We start from the raw sequence: 15808 nt of genomic DNA on the forward strand, positions 1-15808 counted from the left end.
CGACGGGAGAAAAAGTATGACCAAGCTACAAGTTGCAGTTGACCTACTGACGACTGCCGATGCGCTCACGCTCACGCACAAGGTGGCCCCCTATGTCGATATCATCGAATTGGGGACGCCTCTGATTAAGAGCGCTGGCCTCGGAGTCATCAGTGCGATTAAGGCAGCGCACCCGGATAAGGAAGTATTTGCGGACCTCAAGACCGCCGATGCGGGATTCCTCGAAGCCGACCTCGCGTTTTCTGCCGGAGCTGATCTCGTCACTGTCCTGGGTGCCGCTGGTGACGCCACCATCAAAGGAGCCGTTGAAGCTGGCCTGAAGCATGGCAAGAAGGTCGTCGCCGATCTAATTGGCGTGACGAATAGGGTCGAGCGCGCACGCGAAATCTCCAAGCTCGGCGTCGCGTTCGTCGAGATCCACGCAGGGCTGGATGAGCAAGCACAACCCGGGTACTCAATCGACACGCTATTGCAAGACGGCAAGGAGGCAGGCGTCCCGTTCTCAGTTGCCGGTGGTGTGAAAGTGGGCACGATCGCCGCAGTACGCGACGCCGGTGCCGAGGTCGCCGTGGCAGGTGGCGCAATCTACGGCGCAGAGGATCCGGCGGCAGCCGCTGAAGCGCTCAAGGCGGCGTTGCGCTGACTCTCGGCCCCAACGACAGGCGAATGTGCTCCGCTGCACTCGCCTGTTCGCTAGGACTCGAAGAAGGTTGTCGAAAGCGTATTGGCCGATCGGCGCATAGCCCCGGATGTGAACTCCGTGAACCTGTGGCCTGATAAGAGAGCGATGGAACTATGCAACTGGGTCTCGTCGGCCTAGGCCGGATGGGCCTCAATATGCGTCAGCGACTGCGTGATTGCGGTCACGACGCGATCGGATACGACTGTCGTCCCCAAGTGACAGATGCAGCGACGCTCGCGGAACTGGTTAATTCTCTGACAGCACCAAGGACCGTATGGCTGATGGTGCCTGCAGGCGAGGCAACGCACGAGGTGGTGCGGACACTCGGTGACCTGCTCGAACCTGGCGATCTCGTCATCGATGGTGGTAACACTCATTACCTGGACGATGCAGCTCACGCCGAACTTCTCAACCAGCGTGGGATTCGATTCGTCGATTGCGGTGTCTCAGGCGGGATTTGGGGTCGAGCCAATGGGTACGGCCTCATGGCTGGTGGGGATCCGGCCGACATCGAGTTCCTCAGTCCGGTCTTCGACGCGTTACGTCCGGCCGGCCGCAGAAGCCGGTCCTTTGTCCATGCGGGAGCTGTCGGTGCAGGCCACTACGCCAAGATGATTCACAACGGAATCGAATACGGCCTTATGCAGGCCTATGCGGAGGGGTACGAACTGCTGCGCGCAGCCGAGCCCGTCGCCGATGCCGCAGCCGTCCTGGAGGCGTGGACAGACGGGACAGTCGTTCGATCGTGGTTGCTCGAGCTGCTCGTGGCCGCGCTGGCCGCAGACCCTGACTTGGCGTCGATCGATGGCTACACCGAGGATTCAGGCGAGGGCCGCTGGACGATCGAAGAAGCGATCAGACAAGCCGTCCCCGTACCGGTCATCTCGGCGGCCCTTTTCGCTCGGTTCTCATCACGGCAGGTGCAATCCCCGACCATGAAAGCGGTTGCGGCGCTGCGAAGGCAGTTCGGTGGCCACCGGGTGCAGGCAGCCGACGACGGGATGCCGTAGCGGCGCCGGCGCGGCAGTTCGATGACCGCCACGGCTGCCGCATTGCGTGAAATTGCGCATGCTCAGCGACAGGGCTCGGACGCTGTCGTCGTTCATCGAGTTCAACTATTGAAGCAAGCGAACAGGAACGGAACTCATGGCTGAACTCAGGCTGGGATACAAGGCGTCGGCGGAGCAGTTCGCCCCGCGTGAACTTGTCGAGCTGGCGGTGGCCGCCGAAGCGGCGGGCATGGACAGCGCCACCGTCAGTGATCACTTCCAGCCATGGCGCCACACCGGCGGCCACGCCCCGTTCTCCCTGGCCTGGATGACCGCCGTGGGCGAGCGCACCGAGCGGCTGATCCTGGGCACCTCGGTGCTGACCCCGACGTTCCGCTACAACCCGGCCGTCATCGCGCAGGCGTTCGCGACCATGGGCTGTCTGTACCCGGACCGGATCTTCCTGGGCATCGGCACCGGGGAGGCGCTCAACGAGATCGCCACCGGTTATGAAGGCGAATGGCCGGAGTTCAAAGAAAGGTATGCGCGGCTGCGCGAGTCCGTGCGGTTGATGCGTGAGCTGTGGCTCGGCGACCGCGTCGACTTCGAAGGCGAGTACTACAAGACCAAGGGCGCCTCGATCTACGACGTGCCCGAGGGTGGCATCCCGATCTACATCGCCGCGGGCGGGCCGCAGGTGGCCAAGTACGCCGGCCGTGCGGGCGACGGTTTCATCTGCACCTCGGGCAAGGGCGAGGAGTTGTACAAGGACAAGCTCATCCCCGCCATGCGCGAGGGCGCCGAGGCGGCGGGCAAGAACCCCGACGACATCGACCGGATGATCGAGATCAAGATCTCCTACGATCCGGACCCCGCTCTGGCGTTGGAGAACACCCGGTTCTGGGCGCCGCTGTCGCTGACGGCCGAGCAGAAGCACTCCATCGACGACCCGATCGAGATGGAAGCGGCCGCCGACGCGCTGCCTATCGAGCAGGTCGCCAAGCGCTGGATCGTGGCGTCGGACCCGGACGAAGCCGTCGAGAAGGTCAAGCAATATGTCGACTGGGGCCTGAACCACCTGGTGTTCCATGACCCCCGGCAGGACCAGCGTCGTTTTCTGGAGCTGTTCAAGACCGATCTTGAGCCTCGGCTGCGCAAGCTCGGGATCGGTTGATGTCGAGACACGCCATAGCTGCCCACCGTGTGTCGTCATCGAAAGGGCTGGCGATGGTCGTTTGGCCGCCCAATGCCCCGTGGGCTATCTAGTTGTTTGGATAGCCGCCGGCGGCCTCTCCTCGGCCGAAATGCATGTCTCGTGTAGTTGCTTGGTAACGCCATCGTGTGACGATAGATGGTCGCCAGGCCAATGGTGTTGCGGTCCAACGATTCTTTGAGACTCCGGTGTATCGAACGGATCATCAGGTTCGGCTGTGCACACCCCGCCTGACTGCGATCGCTACCAGTAGTCGGCTGTATTCGAATCCCACGTCTTCATCACGATAAGTGTTTTGGTGCTTGCGATCTTGCCTGATCGCCGGATGGCATTAACGACGCGTTGCAGGTGGTCGGCGTTGTCGACGCGGAACCTGATCAGCACGTCCGGATCGCCCGAAACTGTATAGACCTCTTTAATTTCCGGGAGCTCGCGAGCAATTGCCTCGATCTCACCGGTATCGATGCTGCCGAACAGACGCACTTCGGTGAAGGCGTCGATTCCGCCGACGGACTGTTGATCGACGACGGCTACATAGCCCTTGATCACTCCGCTCCGTTCCAATCGGGCTATCCGCCGCGATACGGGCCCGGTGGAGAGGCCGACCCGATGGGCAATCTGACTCACGGGTGCCCGGGCATTCTGGCGGAGAATTTCGATGATCTCGCGGTCGACGCGGTCGAGGGACATGATTTGACCGGATTCCAATCTGTGCTTGGGGCAATTGATTATTGCAAAAATTGGCGCCGACTGGGCGTAATTCAGTCCATGTTCGGCGTGAACGTGCGTGGAACTTGCCTTCGTATTCGCTTGCGCTGCAATCTCTAACACGTCTTTGATCGAGGAGGTATGGATGTCCGCAGCACCGCCTATCGCAGGGGTTGAACCATGGTGTGTCCTTGCTCCAGAGGGGGTCCCAGCGGCCGCGAATTTGTACGAATTCAACGCCGGAAAACTCGATCTACGTGTCGCACTTCGCGACATGATTCTGGCCCGCCGGATCGATGCTGAGGCCATCGCGTTACAGCGCCAAGGTGAGTTAGGACTTTGGCCGTCGCTACTCGGTCAAGAGGCTGCGCAGGTAGGCGCCGCTTCGGCGGCAATGCCTCAGGACGTGTTGTTCCCAACCTACCGGGAGCATGCCGTCGCCTGGTGCCGTGGAGTCGACCCGGTCAGTCTTCTGGGTATTTTTCGCGGCACGACAAGCGGTGGCTGGGATCCGCGTGAGCGTGGATTTCAGTTGTACACCATGGTGATCGGAGCGCAGACTTTGCATGCCGTGGGGTACGCGATGGGTCTGCTGCGAGACGGCAGCATCGGCACCGGCGATCCCACCAGGGACCGCGCGGTGATGGTGTTCCTCGGCGATGGATCGCTTAGTGAGGGCGAGACCAATGAGGCTTTCACCTGGGCCGCTACTCAGGATCTGCCGGTGGTGTTCTTCTGCCAGAACAATCAGTGGGCGATTTCGTCGCCCTACTCGACTCAGAGTCGAGTTCCGGTTGCGGAGCGAGCCCGCGGATTCGGGTTCCCGGGGATTCGGGTAGATGGCAACGACGTCGTCGCCTGCCACACCGTCGCTGTTGAAGCGCTCACCCGAGCCCGCGAAGGTGGTGGCCCCACGCTGATCGAGGCGGTGACCTATCGGCGCAATCCGCATACCACCTCCGACGACGACTCGCGGTACCGCTCGGGTGCGGAGAATGACCATTGGCTGAAGCTGGATCCGATTGAGCGGCTTCGCGTTTACCTGCAATCGGACGCTGCCGGTGCCGATCGCATCGATGAGAGTTTTTTGGCTGAGATCGATGGTGAGGCGACGCAGTTGGCTCATCGGCTCCGGACAGGCTGTCGGCAATTGCCTGAACCCGATCCCGGGGAAAGTTTCCGAAATACATTGGCTGAGATGACGCCCGAGTTGAACAAGCAACTGGCTGAACATCTGGAGTTCGTCGCCCGTGGAGCCGAGGAGTCCAAGTGAGTACGGTCGCGCTGGCGCATGCCCTCAACCAAGGTTTGCGAGAGGCTATGGAAGACGACGAAAAGGTCGTTCTCATCGGCGAGGATATTGGCCGCCTGGGCGGGGTGTTTCGGGTGACCGAAGGGCTCCAGAAGCAATTCAGTGAGCTGCGGGTGGTTGACGCGCCACTTGGTGAGGCCGGAATCGTCGGCAGTGCTGTTGGTTTGGCGATGGCGGGATACCGGCCGGTGTGTGAGATCCAGTTCGACGGCTTTGTATTTCCAGCGGTCAATCAGATCATCACCCAACTGGCGAAGTACCGGCACCGCTCTAGCGGGATGGTGAAACTGCCTGTGGTGATCCGGATCCCGGTAGGCGGTGGGATCGGCGCAATCGAACATCACAGCGAGTCGCCGGAGGCGTACTTCGCTCACACTGCCGGTCTGCGGGTCGTGTGCCCGTCCACTTCTCAGGACGCCTACCACATGTTGCGGGCGGCTATTCGTTGTGAAGACCCGGTGATATTTCTGGAGCCGAAGAAATCGTACTGGCGAAAAGGCGAACTGGACAAGACAAGTCATGGGCAGCGCTGGGATAGAGCCCAAATTGTGCGGAATGGCTCGGACCTCACCTTGGTCACCTATGGCGCATTGGTTCCGATGGCGCTCGACGCCGCTTCAGCGCTGGCCGATGAGGGTCGCGACGTGGAGGTCATCGATTTGCGATCGTTGTCGCCGATTGACGATGCGGCCGTGGTGTCCTCAGTGCGCCGGACCGGGCGGCTGGTGATTGCGCACGAGGCCTCGCAGTGCGCCGGCGTCGGTGCGGAGCTGGCCGCTCGGGTGCAGGCTGAGGCTTTCTACGACCTGCAGGCGCCGATTCTGAGGGTGACCGGCTATGACACCCCGTATCCGACGAGCCGGCTGGAAGTGGACTGGCTTCCCAACGTTGACCGCATCCTCGACGCCTGTGACGCCAGTTATGGCCACTGAAAAAACCACCGATACAACCGGAGCTGTCATGACAGACAACGCTGAGCTGTTCCTGCTACCTGATGTGGGAGAAGGCCTGACCGAGGCCGAAGTTGTCGCCTGGCACGTTGCCGTGGGCGATGAGGTCGAGATCAATCAGACCATCGTTGAGATCGAAACCGCGAAATCGATGGTCGAACTGCCCTCGCCCTACTCAGGTACCGTTGTTGAGCTGATGGCCCAGGCTGGACAGACCGTCCCTGTCGGCACCCCGATCATCGCTATTGCGGCCAAGGCTGCGGCCGAGGAACCAAAACTGTTGGTGGGGTATGGATCACGCGGTGAAGCACGGGTTGGACGCCGTCGCGGGCGAGCGTCGCAACGGGCTACCGAGTCGAAACAGCACGACGCCGGAGCAAGACCGCGGGCAAAACCGCCGGTTCGCAAACTCGCTGAGGTGCTGGGGATTGACCTCGCCGGCGTCGCCGCGTCGGGCGTCGACGGCATCGTCACCCGGGCCGATGTGCTGGCTGCACACGGTTCCGATCTGGACCGCGAATCGTCTTCTGCAGCTGAACCAATTGCAGTGCAACCAAATTCGGAAACTCGGATTTCGATCAAGGGAGTCCGCAAGCACATGGCGGCCGCCATGGTGCAGTCGGCGTTCACTGCGCCGCACGTCACCGAGTTCGTCACGGTCGACATGACTGAGACTCTGGCACTCAAGGACCGTCTGGCGCAGCATCGAGACTTCCGCGGTGCCAAGATCACTCCGCTCGCCCTCGTTGCGCGCGCATATCTGCTGGCGCTGGCCCGGACCCCGGTCGCCAACGGCCGTTGGGACGAGGCGGCCCAAGAGATCGTCATTCCAGATGCGGTCAACCTGGGTATCGCCGCGGCCACCGAGCGCGGGTTGGTCGTACCCAACATCCGAGCGGCCAACAAACTCAGTCTAAGCCAACTCGTCGAACGGATCGCGGATCTGGCCCGCACGGCGCGAGAGGGCAAGACTTCCCCCGAGGCGATGCGGGGCGGAACCACCACAATCACCAATGTTGGGGTGTTCGGGGTCGACACCGGCACGCCCATCCTCAACCCGGGCGAGACCGCGATCCTCGCGGTCGGCGCCATCCGGCGCGTGCCATGGGTGGTCGATACTGCGACTGGCGAACGCATTGAACCGAGATCGGTGCTACAACTGGCCCTGTCCTTCGACCATCGAGTGCTCGATGGGCAGCACGGTTCACAGTTGCTGGCCGATACCGCCGCCATCGTGGCGAACCCGGGGTTGGGGTTGCTGTGACAGAGTCGAATACCCAGCCGGTCACACATTTTGACGTGGTGGTCCTCGGAGCCGGCCCCGGTGGCTACGTCGCGGCGATCCGGGCTGCCCAGCTAGGGCTGTCCGTCGCCGTCATCGAGGAAAAATACTGGGGAGGGGTCTGTCTCAATGTTGGCTGCATTCCATCAAAAGTGTTGTTGCGCAACGCCGAAATCGTACGAATAGTCTGTCACGAAGCGCAGACCTACGGACTGAGCGGCGAGATCAAAGCGAGCTATCGCGTCGCACACGAGCGCAGCCGGAAAGTCGCCGACGGCCGCGCCGCAGGGATCCACTATCTGATGAAGAAGAACCGGATTGTCGAAATCGACGGCCGAGGCTCCTTCACCGGACCGAAGACCATCGAAGTCCGTACCCACGGCGGGCAGTTGAGCACGATCACCTTCGACCACGCCGTCATCGCCACTGGTGCACGCCCGAAACAGCTAGCAGGAGTGGAGCTTTCAGATCGTGTAGTCACCTACGAGCAGCTCATCATCGATCCCGATCCGCCGGAATCGATAGTGATCGTGGGGGCCGGCGCGATCGGAATGGAGGTCGGCTATGTGCTCAATGCGTATGGCACCGATGTCACCATCATCGAATACGCCGATCGCGTGACTCCGGCCGAGGACGTCGAGGTATCGCGCGAGCTGGCCAAGGCATACCGAAAGCTCGGTATCGAGGTCCTCACCTCTGCCCGTGTTGAATCTGTACACGAAGAGGATGGTTCCGCCAGAGTAGCTTGGCAGCGGGGCGCCGGCGAGGTGAGTACCAAGACCGCCGACAAGGTTCTCGTGGCTGTCGGTTTCGAAGCCAACTCCGCCGGGCTCGGGCTGGATACCGCGGGGGTGAGCGTCGATGCCCGTGGCGCCATCGTGATCGATGAGCGAATGCGTACGACGACACCCCACATCTATGCGGTCGGCGATGTCACGATGAAACTGCAACTGGCGCACGTTGCCGAGGCCATGGGGGTGGTTGCGGCCGAGACCATTGGCAAGGCCGCCACCATGGAGCTCGGCGACTACCGGATGATGCCGAGGGCGATCTTCTGCCAGCCCCAGGTCGCCTCGTTTGGCCTGACAGAGGAGGAGGCCCGGAGCGAGCACGCCGAAGTGCGCGTTGCGAAGTTTCCATTCTCGGCAAATGGCAAGGCGCACAGCTTCGGTGACGCGGGTGGATTCGTCAAGCTCATCGCCGACCGCGATGGTGCGCTGCTTGGTGGTCACATCGTCGGCGCCGACGCCGCGGAACTACTGCCCGAGCTGACGCTCGCGCAGAAGTGGGATCTCGGTTCGTTTGAGATATCCCGCAATGTGCACGTCCATCCCACCCTCGGCGAGGCGATTGTGGAGGCCGTCCATGGGCTCCAGGGCCACGCCATCAACATCTGAACAAGGAGATCAATGACCACCAGCGGTGCTGCAGTACAGACGTTGCGGATCGAGAAGCTCGATGTGCCCGGCTATGAAGATGTCCGGAGTTGCGAGGACCCGTCGACCGGTTTGCGCTCGATCATTGCCGTCCACGACACCAGACTCGGGCCCGCGCTCGGAGGCACCCGCTTCTACCCCTATCCCGATGAAGCAGCTGCGCTGTCCGATGTGAGTCGACTGAGCTCAGGGATGACGTATAAAGCGGCCGCGGCCGGCCTCGCGCTCGGTGGCGGCAAGGCGGTGATTCTGGGTGATCCGGCAGTACTGAAAACGCCTGCGCTGCTTCGCGCGTACGGTCGCTTCGTCGATTCGTTCGGAGGTCGGTATTTGACTGCGGCCGACGTCGGTACCACGTCGGCAGACCTCGATGTCATCGGAGAGACGACTCGTCACGTCGTGGGCCGCACTGAGGCCGCCGGAGGGTTTGGCGACAGCAGCCTGTCGACGGCACTCGGGGTGCTGGCAGCCATCCGGGCGGCCGCGGCAGTCCGCCTGAACCGCACTCTTCACGGACTGCGGGTTGGTGTTGAGGGCGTCGGCAAAGTCGGTTCCTGCCTGGTAGATCTATTGTTGGAGGCGGGCGCCGATGTGGTGGTGTGCGAGCGTTATGAACCGGCTCTGGCCCGGATCCAGCAGACCCACCCCGACTTGCCCATCATCGATAACCTGTTTGAAGCCGCGATTGATGTCTATGCACCGTGCGCGTTGGGCGCCAGTTTGACGCCGGAAAGTGTTGCGAAGCTGCGTGCTTCGATTGTGTGCGGAGCGGCCAATAATCAGTTGGCCGGCGACGACGTCGAAGAGCAACTGTTCCACCGGCAGATCACCTGGGTGCCGGACTATGTTGCCAATGCTGGCGGCCTGATCCAGGTCGCCGCCGAGCGCGATAGGCGCCAACTATCCGATGCTCGTGAACAGATCGGGCAACTGGAGAACGTTGTCCTCGCCATTGTGCAGCGCGCCGCCCAGCGCGGCGGCACCCCGGCGGGCGCGGCAAGGGAGATCGCCGAAGAAAGGCTGGGGTGCCCAACTTCGTCGACGTCGACCAAGTAGACACACCACTGCCACTGTAGCTGGCAACGTCGGCGCGGCCGAGTCGATCGCGTGCCGGCGGTGCCAGCACGAACTAGGATGCGTCAGATGGGTTTGCCTGAACCAGACCTCCCTTGTGGACCTGCTGATGATTTGCCTGCGGAAACAACCCGATTCATCGGGCGCTCGAATGAGCTGAAGCAGCTGGTTCGCCTTGCCACCAGAGAACGACTGGTCACGTTAACCGGGGTGGGCGGCGCTGGTAAGTCCCGTCTGGCGATCGAGGCCGCCAATCGGGTACGCAGTTCGTTTCCCGATGGCATCACCTACATTTCGCTGGCCGACTTGCATGACGACGCGTTGCTGTGTGACCTGGTCGGCGATGCGCTGGGGTTCCCGGGGTCGGTGAACCGCTGGAACGCCAAGAATCTGGTTAATTACCTGACGGATTCACACCGGCTGCTGGTCTTCGACAACTGCGAGCACATGGTGGGAGCCTGTGCCCAATTGATCGACGCGCTGATGAGCGCGTGCCCGGGGGTCAGCATCCTCGCTACCAGCCGGGAACCGATTGCGGTGATAGGTGAGAACGTGTTCCCGACCCTGCCGCTGGAGGTACCCACCGCAGAGTGTCCGTTTGAAGGTTTCGGTCAATACGATGCAGTGCGGCTCTTCGTTGAGCGCGCGATATCGGTGGTGCCGACCTTCAAGCTGACCGAGTCGAACTATCAGGCAGTCGCCGAACTGTGCCGCATACTCGACGGCATCCCGCTCGCGGTCGAGTTAGCTGCCGTCAGGCTGCGGGCGCTGTCCCTGGAGCAGCTGGTAGGACTGCTGGCCGCACGGCCGGATCTGCTCGACAGCGGGCGGCGCGGTGGCCCGGCGCGGCAACGAACCCTGAGTGCATCGATGTCGTGGAGTTACGACATCTGCTCGGTCGAGGAACAACTGCTGTGGGCGCGGGTCTCGGTCTTCTCGGGTGGTGTGGAACTTGCTGCGGCCGAGGGTGTTTGCGCTGATGACAGGATTCCGGCCGAGCAGGTTCTGCCGCTGCTGACCTCACTGGTCGACAAGTCCATTCTGATCCGGGAAGAAGACCGGGGGCGGGTCCGCTATCGGCTGCTGGAGACGATCCGCCAGTTCGGGCTGAACAAGCTTGGCGGCGACGCCGCCGACACAGTCGATTGGCGGCGCCGGCATCGGGACTGGTACCTGGCGATCGTCAATCGGGCGATGCTGGACTGGGCACCCCCACGCCTGGCCGAAGATCAGGAGCTCTTGCGTGCCGACATCGCGAACCTCCGTGTCGCGCTGGACTTTTGCCTCACCGAGCCAGGGGAGGCGGCAGCCGGACTCGGGATGGCCAGTGCGCTCTACCAGTATTGGATGATGAGTGGGCTGCTCGCAGAGGGCAGCTATTGGACCGAGCGGCTGCTTGCGATGGTGCCGGAATCTGGCCCGGTGCGGGTTCGCGGCCTCTACGCAGCCGCCAGCCTGTGCATCCTGCGACGTGAACTGGATTCCGCCGCCCGGATGCTCGACGAGGCCGAGCAGATAGGCGATGTCGATGCCACTGGCCGGGCATATGTCACGCAAGGGCAGGGTTTGTTGGCGCTGACGCGCGATGACCCCGAACAGGCGGCCACGCTGTTGGCGGCCGCGTTGGACCAGCTCGACGCAGCCAATGATTGCTCCGGGACGGCAATCACCTTGGTCTTGTTCGCGATAGTCTCGATGCTGCGTGGTGAGTCCGACAAGGTGGCCGAGGCTCACCGGCGGTGTCGAGAGCTGACCGTTCCTCGTGGTGAGACGTGGGCCTGGTCCAGCTCACTGTGGGCGGCAGGTATGGATGCCTGGAATCGGGGGAATCTTGCCGAAGCGTCCGTACTATTGCGCTCAGGATTGAGCCTCAAGCGTCCATTACGGGACCAGATCGGTACCGCCGAGGCGCTAGAAGGCATTGCCTGGGTAGCTGCCAGCGACGGAAAACTGGAGCGCGCCGCCGTGTTGCTGGGTGCTGCGGACCGAATTTGGCATGGCATGGGGATGTCAGTCGACACGGTGCCTGGCTTTTTCCGCCACCGAGAGGTCAGTGCCAAGCTCGCACGCAGGCTCGGTGAGCGGCCATTTCAGGCCGCCCACCGACATGGTAACCGCATGACTCTCGACGAGTCCGTGGCATTCGCTTTGGAAGAGTCCGTACCGAATAGCGGCCCCGACAGCATCGCCAGACCGACGAAACGTGAACGCGAGATCGCTGAACTGATCGCACTCGGACATAGCAACCAGGAGATCGCCGACGAGCTGGTGCTGTCCCGACGCACAGTCGAAGCGCACGTCCAGCATCTGCTGGCGAAGCTGGGCTTCAATACCCGCACACAGATCGCGGCATGGGTCGCGCACCAGAATGCGGTTCGCGGCTAGCGTTGTCGGTGTAGTGCGGTATCGGGCATGTCCTCGACGTCGACGAACTTGCCCCTGGGCCGCGCCGCGGGCGTGTTCGGCCATATCTATGGATCGTCATTCGTCCCAGCCGAGAACGCAGCCGCTCGCGGTCCGCGGCGAGCCATGATCACCACTTCGCGGATCCTGCTGTCCGACAAAGTGTCCAAGGCATGGTCGGCGATATCGGTCGCCGCCAGCCGAGCGGGGTCGAGCAGCAGGATCCGGGCAATGTCGAGGGCCACGTTGCCGATGACGACCGTGCGAGTGCTGGTGACGTTCACCTCGATACCCGCGGCATCGGGATGCCCGTTGTACCAGGCTACGAGGTCAACCACGCTGTGGCGGCGCGTCAGCTGTTTGCCGCCGTTCTTACACCAGTTCTGTGTGATGACGTACGGCATAGCATCTCTTGACGTGCGGCGACCGAGAAGATCAGAAGATCGAAATGTGGCACTGAGTAACAGATTTCGGATGTACAGGAAGCAGAACCACTAGATGGCGTGGTTGGGCCCGCCATAACCGAGCCGACGCGCGTTTTGCCGGCACCGGCTGCATTTTTACGCGTATGTCAGCGTCGACAACGGATATGTAGGTAGTTATTGCGCGCTGCTACGGATGTGGCGCAGGCGCGATCTGGACCATCCTCAAGGTAGTCGGACGGCGGCGGGAGGATGAACGGCAGATGATGTACACCAAGGCCATTGAGCTAGGACGAAAATGGTGACCGCGGTGCAGGCGGCATCGCGGCCTTTGCGTGCTGCGGGCGAGTTCTTCGCCTTCACGGTCGATACCTTCATGACCCTGTTCCGTACCCGGCTTGCCTGGCGTGAATACCTGGCTCAGGCCTGGTTCGTGGCACGTGTGTCGCTGCTGCCGGCGTTGATGCTCACGGTGCCTTACACCGTGTTGTTCGTCTTCGTCTTCAACATCCTGTTGATCGAATTTGGCGCCGCCGACTTCTCGGGCACCGGCGCTGCCCTTGGTGCGGTCACCCAGATTGGTCCCGCCGTCACAGTGCTGGTCATAGCCGGCGCAGGCTCTACCGCTATGTGTGCCGACCTGGGTGCACGCACAATTCGTGAGGAACTCGACGCAATGCGTGTCATGGGTATCAATCCAATCCAGGCCTTGGTGGTACCCAGAGTGCTTGCCGCAATGACGATTTCGCTCGCGCTGACCTCGACAGTCGTCCTTGTCGGACTGGGTGGTGCTTACTGTTTCTCGGTGTTCGTCCAGCACGTCTCGCCGGGCGCCTTCGTCGCGGGACTGACGGTGTTGACCCACGCGGCCGACGTGGTGATCGCCTTGACGAAATCGGCCCTCTTCGGCATGGCTGCCGGGCTCATTGCCTGCTTCAAGGGTATCTCTGTCGGTGGCGGCCCCGCTGGGGTCGGCAATGCCGTGAATGAAACGGTGGTTTTTGCCTTCATGGCGCTGTTTGCAATCAATGTTCTGGCCACCGCTGTCGGTATGCAGGCGACGCTATGAGTGCCAGCATTTCCAGCGGCTGTAGTCAGAGGCTCTCGGACCTCGGCCGCAAGTGGACGTCTGCATATAACCGTGTGGCAGTCCAGATCCATTTCTACGTCCGCACTTTTGGGTCTGTCGGTGATGCTGCCCGGAACTACCGCCATGAAGTTATCCGGCTGATCGCCACTATGGGCCTTGGCACTGGCGCGCTGGCGGTCATCGGTGGAACGGTCGTCATCGTCGCATTCTTGGACCTCGCCAACGGTGCGCTGATCGCAGTCCAGGGCTACAACCAATTCGCCGATATCGGCGTCGAGGCTCTCACCGGGTTTGCCTCGGCGTTCTTCAACACCCGTGATATTGCTCCGGCCACCACGGCGGTGGCCTTGTCGGCCACCATAGGCGCTGGCGCTACCGCACAACTGGGCGCCATGCGAATCAACGAGGAAATCGATGCTCTGGAGGTGATCGGCGTGCGCTCGTTGTCCTACCTGGCGTCCTCGCGACTCATCGCAGGCGTGGTGGTGGTCGTGCCGCTGTACTGCGTCGGTGTGATGTGTTCGTTCCTGGCCGCCCGGTTCGGAACCATCTTCATTTACGGCCAGTCGGCCGGTGTCTACGACCATTACTTCAACACTTTCCTCAACCCCGCCGACCTGGCCTGGTCATTTGTCCAGTCGGTCGCCATGGCCATAGTGATCATGCTGGTGCACACCTACTACGGCTACACGGCCTCCGGCGGCCCGGCCGGTGTCGGTGAAGCCGTAGGCCGTGCCGTGCGCACCTCGCTAGTCGTCACCGCGTTCGTCGTCACCACTATCGTCCTCGCTGTCTACGGACAGAGCGGCGACTTTCACCTCTCTGGATAGTGCACATGAAACCTCAATCTGGACAGCACCGCGTCCCTCTAGCCGCATGGCCGATCGTATTGCTCGTCGCGATCACTACCATCATTTTCGTCACGGCCGCCCAATTCACCGGCTCACTGAACAGTTTCGTGCCGGTTACCTTGACCGCGGAACGAGCCGGACTGGTAATGGAAACCGGTGCCAAGGTCAAACTGCGGGGCGTGGAGGTCGGCCGAGTCGCTGGCATTGACGGAGATACTCGGCCGGTAAGCCTGCGCCTGGAACTGTTCCCGGACCAAACGCGATTCATCCCGGCTAATGTCGGCGCCGAGATCAAGTCCACAACCGCGTTCGGTGCCAAGTACGTCGAGCTCACTCTCCCCGAAAAGCCCAGCCCCCAACGTATTACCGCCGGAGCGGTGCTGATGTCTCGCAATGTGGCCACTGAAGTAAACACCGTATTTCAGAATCTGGTAGAGGTGCTCCACCAGATCGATCCCGCCAAACTCAACTCCGTGCTCTCGGCGCTCGCCGACGGCGTACGCGGGCAAGGCGAGAGGATAGGGGAGGCCACCACGGCAGCAAACCAGGTGCTGCTGGCGATCAACCCGCGGATGGATAATGTCGATCGAAACTGGCGTTCGCTTAAGGGATTCGCTGATACCTACAGCACCGCAGCGCCCGACATCGTATCGACAATGGACGCGGTCACAAGTACCGCAGCCACCATCTCCGGACACTCGAAACAACTCGAAGCACTGCTGCTGAGCACGATTGGCTTGGGCGACACCGCAGTAGACTTCCTCGCCCACAACCAAAGCAATCTCGTGCAAGCCATCAATGTGCTGCAACCAACTGCCGATCTACTGCTCAAGTACAACCCGGAGTACACGTGCACCCTGGTAGGTGCCAAGTGGTGGCTCGACCACGGCGGACGAGATGCCGTAGGCGGAAACGGCCGCACCGTCATTGCCGACGGCACGGTCCTGTTCGGCTCCGATCCCTACCGCTACCCGGAAAACCTCCCTGTCGTAGCGGCTAAAGGCGGCCCCGACGGTAAGCCGGGTTGTGGATCACTACCCGACGCAAGCAAGAATTGGCCGGTCCGACAGCTCATCACCAACACCGGATTTGGCACCGGCACGGACTTCCGGCCTAATCCGGGCATCGGATTCCCCGGCTGGGCCAACTACTTTCCTGTAACTCGGGCCAATCCGGAGCCTCCGAGCATCCGTTACCCCGGTCCACCCGCACCTGGCCCCGACTCATATCCGGGAGGCCCCGCCTACGGTGCACCGCAATACGGACCGGATGGCGCACCGCTGTATCAGCCGCCCCCCGGTGGCCCACCGGCGCCACCGCTTACCGGGCCACCTGCTGCACCTGAGCCAGTCGCGGTGCCGCCGACACCATGACCTCAACCGCCGCCACCATGAAC

The 15808-nt window shown here is 62.1% G+C and carries 14 protein-coding genes; 12 read left to right on the top strand and 2 right to left on the bottom strand.

Features of this window, described 5'->3' with window-relative positions:
- Positions 1 to 16: 16 nt before the first annotated feature.
- The 3 genes from hxlA (at position 17) to fgd (ending at position 2845) form a co-directional block, all read left to right on the top strand.
- Complete coding sequence (hxlA, locus tag ACX12F_RS06080; RefSeq protein WP_459368728.1) at positions 17 to 643, top strand: 3-hexulose-6-phosphate synthase; 627 nt, start codon at positions 17 to 19, stop codon at positions 641 to 643.
- Positions 644 to 795: 152 nt separating this feature from the next.
- A complete protein-coding gene (gnd, locus tag ACX12F_RS06085; protein WP_459368729.1) occupies positions 796 to 1692 on the top strand; it encodes a phosphogluconate dehydrogenase (NAD(+)-dependent, decarboxylating) in 897 nt (298 codons plus the stop codon).
- 136 nt (positions 1693 to 1828) lie between these two features.
- A complete protein-coding gene (fgd, locus tag ACX12F_RS06090; protein ID WP_459368730.1) occupies positions 1829 to 2845 on the top strand; it encodes a glucose-6-phosphate dehydrogenase (coenzyme-F420) in 1017 nt (338 codons plus the stop codon).
- Positions 2846 to 3127: 282 nt separating this feature from the next.
- Here fgd and ACX12F_RS06095 read toward each other — a convergent pair whose 3' ends face one another.
- A complete protein-coding gene (locus ACX12F_RS06095; RefSeq protein WP_459368731.1) occupies positions 3128 to 3574 on the bottom strand; it encodes an Lrp/AsnC family transcriptional regulator in 447 nt (148 codons plus the stop codon).
- A 163-nt stretch (positions 3575 to 3737) separates the two neighbouring features.
- Here ACX12F_RS06095 and ACX12F_RS06100 point away from each other — a divergent pair, with 163 nt between their 5' ends.
- From ACX12F_RS06100 to ACX12F_RS06125, 6 genes are all read left to right on the top strand, one after another.
- The gene (locus tag ACX12F_RS06100) at positions 3738 to 4865 is read left to right on the top strand and encodes a thiamine pyrophosphate-dependent enzyme (protein ID WP_459368732.1); all 1128 of its coding nucleotides are present in this window, start codon (positions 3738 to 3740) and stop codon (positions 4863 to 4865) included.
- A gap of 11 nt (positions 4866 to 4876) precedes the next feature.
- Positions 4877 to 5836: an alpha-ketoacid dehydrogenase subunit beta gene (locus tag ACX12F_RS06105; RefSeq protein WP_459370256.1), complete on the top strand. Its 960-nt coding sequence runs from the start codon at positions 4877 to 4879 to the stop codon at positions 5834 to 5836.
- 28 nt (positions 5837 to 5864) lie between these two features.
- A complete protein-coding gene (locus ACX12F_RS06110) occupies positions 5865 to 7118 on the top strand; it encodes a dihydrolipoamide acetyltransferase family protein (protein WP_459368733.1) in 1254 nt (417 codons plus the stop codon).
- Positions 7115 to 8533, top strand: a complete 1419-nt coding sequence (lpdA, locus tag ACX12F_RS06115; RefSeq protein ID WP_459368734.1) for a dihydrolipoyl dehydrogenase — start codon at positions 7115 to 7117, stop codon at positions 8531 to 8533. The genes ACX12F_RS06110 and lpdA overlap by 4 nt, the downstream gene beginning before the upstream one ends.
- Positions 8534 to 8545: 12 nt before the next feature.
- On the top strand, positions 8546 to 9628 hold the full coding sequence (locus ACX12F_RS06120) for a Glu/Leu/Phe/Val dehydrogenase dimerization domain-containing protein (protein ID WP_459368735.1): 1083 nt from the start codon (positions 8546 to 8548) through the stop codon (positions 9626 to 9628).
- A gap of 87 nt (positions 9629 to 9715) precedes the next feature.
- Positions 9716 to 12031 carry an ATP-binding protein gene (locus ACX12F_RS06125; RefSeq protein ID WP_459368736.1) on the top strand — a complete coding sequence of 772 codons (2316 nt, stop codon included), beginning with the start codon at positions 9716 to 9718 and terminating at the stop codon, positions 12029 to 12031.
- A gap of 86 nt (positions 12032 to 12117) precedes the next feature.
- Here the strand turns inward: ACX12F_RS06125 and ACX12F_RS06130 are convergent, their stop codons facing one another.
- Complete coding sequence (locus ACX12F_RS06130) at positions 12118 to 12453, bottom strand: hypothetical protein (protein WP_459368737.1); 336 nt, start codon at positions 12451 to 12453, stop codon at positions 12118 to 12120.
- 316 nt (positions 12454 to 12769) lie between these two features.
- Here ACX12F_RS06130 and ACX12F_RS06135 point away from each other — a divergent pair, with 316 nt between their 5' ends.
- The 3 genes from ACX12F_RS06135 to ACX12F_RS06145 are packed head-to-tail and all read left to right on the top strand — an operon-like array spanning position 12770 to position 15785.
- Positions 12770 to 13540, top strand: coding sequence for an MlaE family ABC transporter permease (locus ACX12F_RS06135; protein ID WP_459368738.1), 771 nt, complete (start codon positions 12770 to 12772; stop codon positions 13538 to 13540).
- A complete protein-coding gene (locus ACX12F_RS06140; RefSeq protein WP_459368739.1) occupies positions 13537 to 14391 on the top strand; it encodes an ABC transporter permease in 855 nt (284 codons plus the stop codon). The genes ACX12F_RS06135 and ACX12F_RS06140 overlap by 4 nt, the downstream gene beginning before the upstream one ends.
- A gap of 5 nt (positions 14392 to 14396) precedes the next feature.
- A complete protein-coding gene (locus ACX12F_RS06145; protein WP_459368740.1) occupies positions 14397 to 15785 on the top strand; it encodes an MCE family protein in 1389 nt (462 codons plus the stop codon).
- The last annotated feature ends 23 nt before the right edge of the window (positions 15786 to 15808 follow it).

This window comes from Mycolicibacterium sp. HS_4_1 (genome assembly GCF_054515875.1).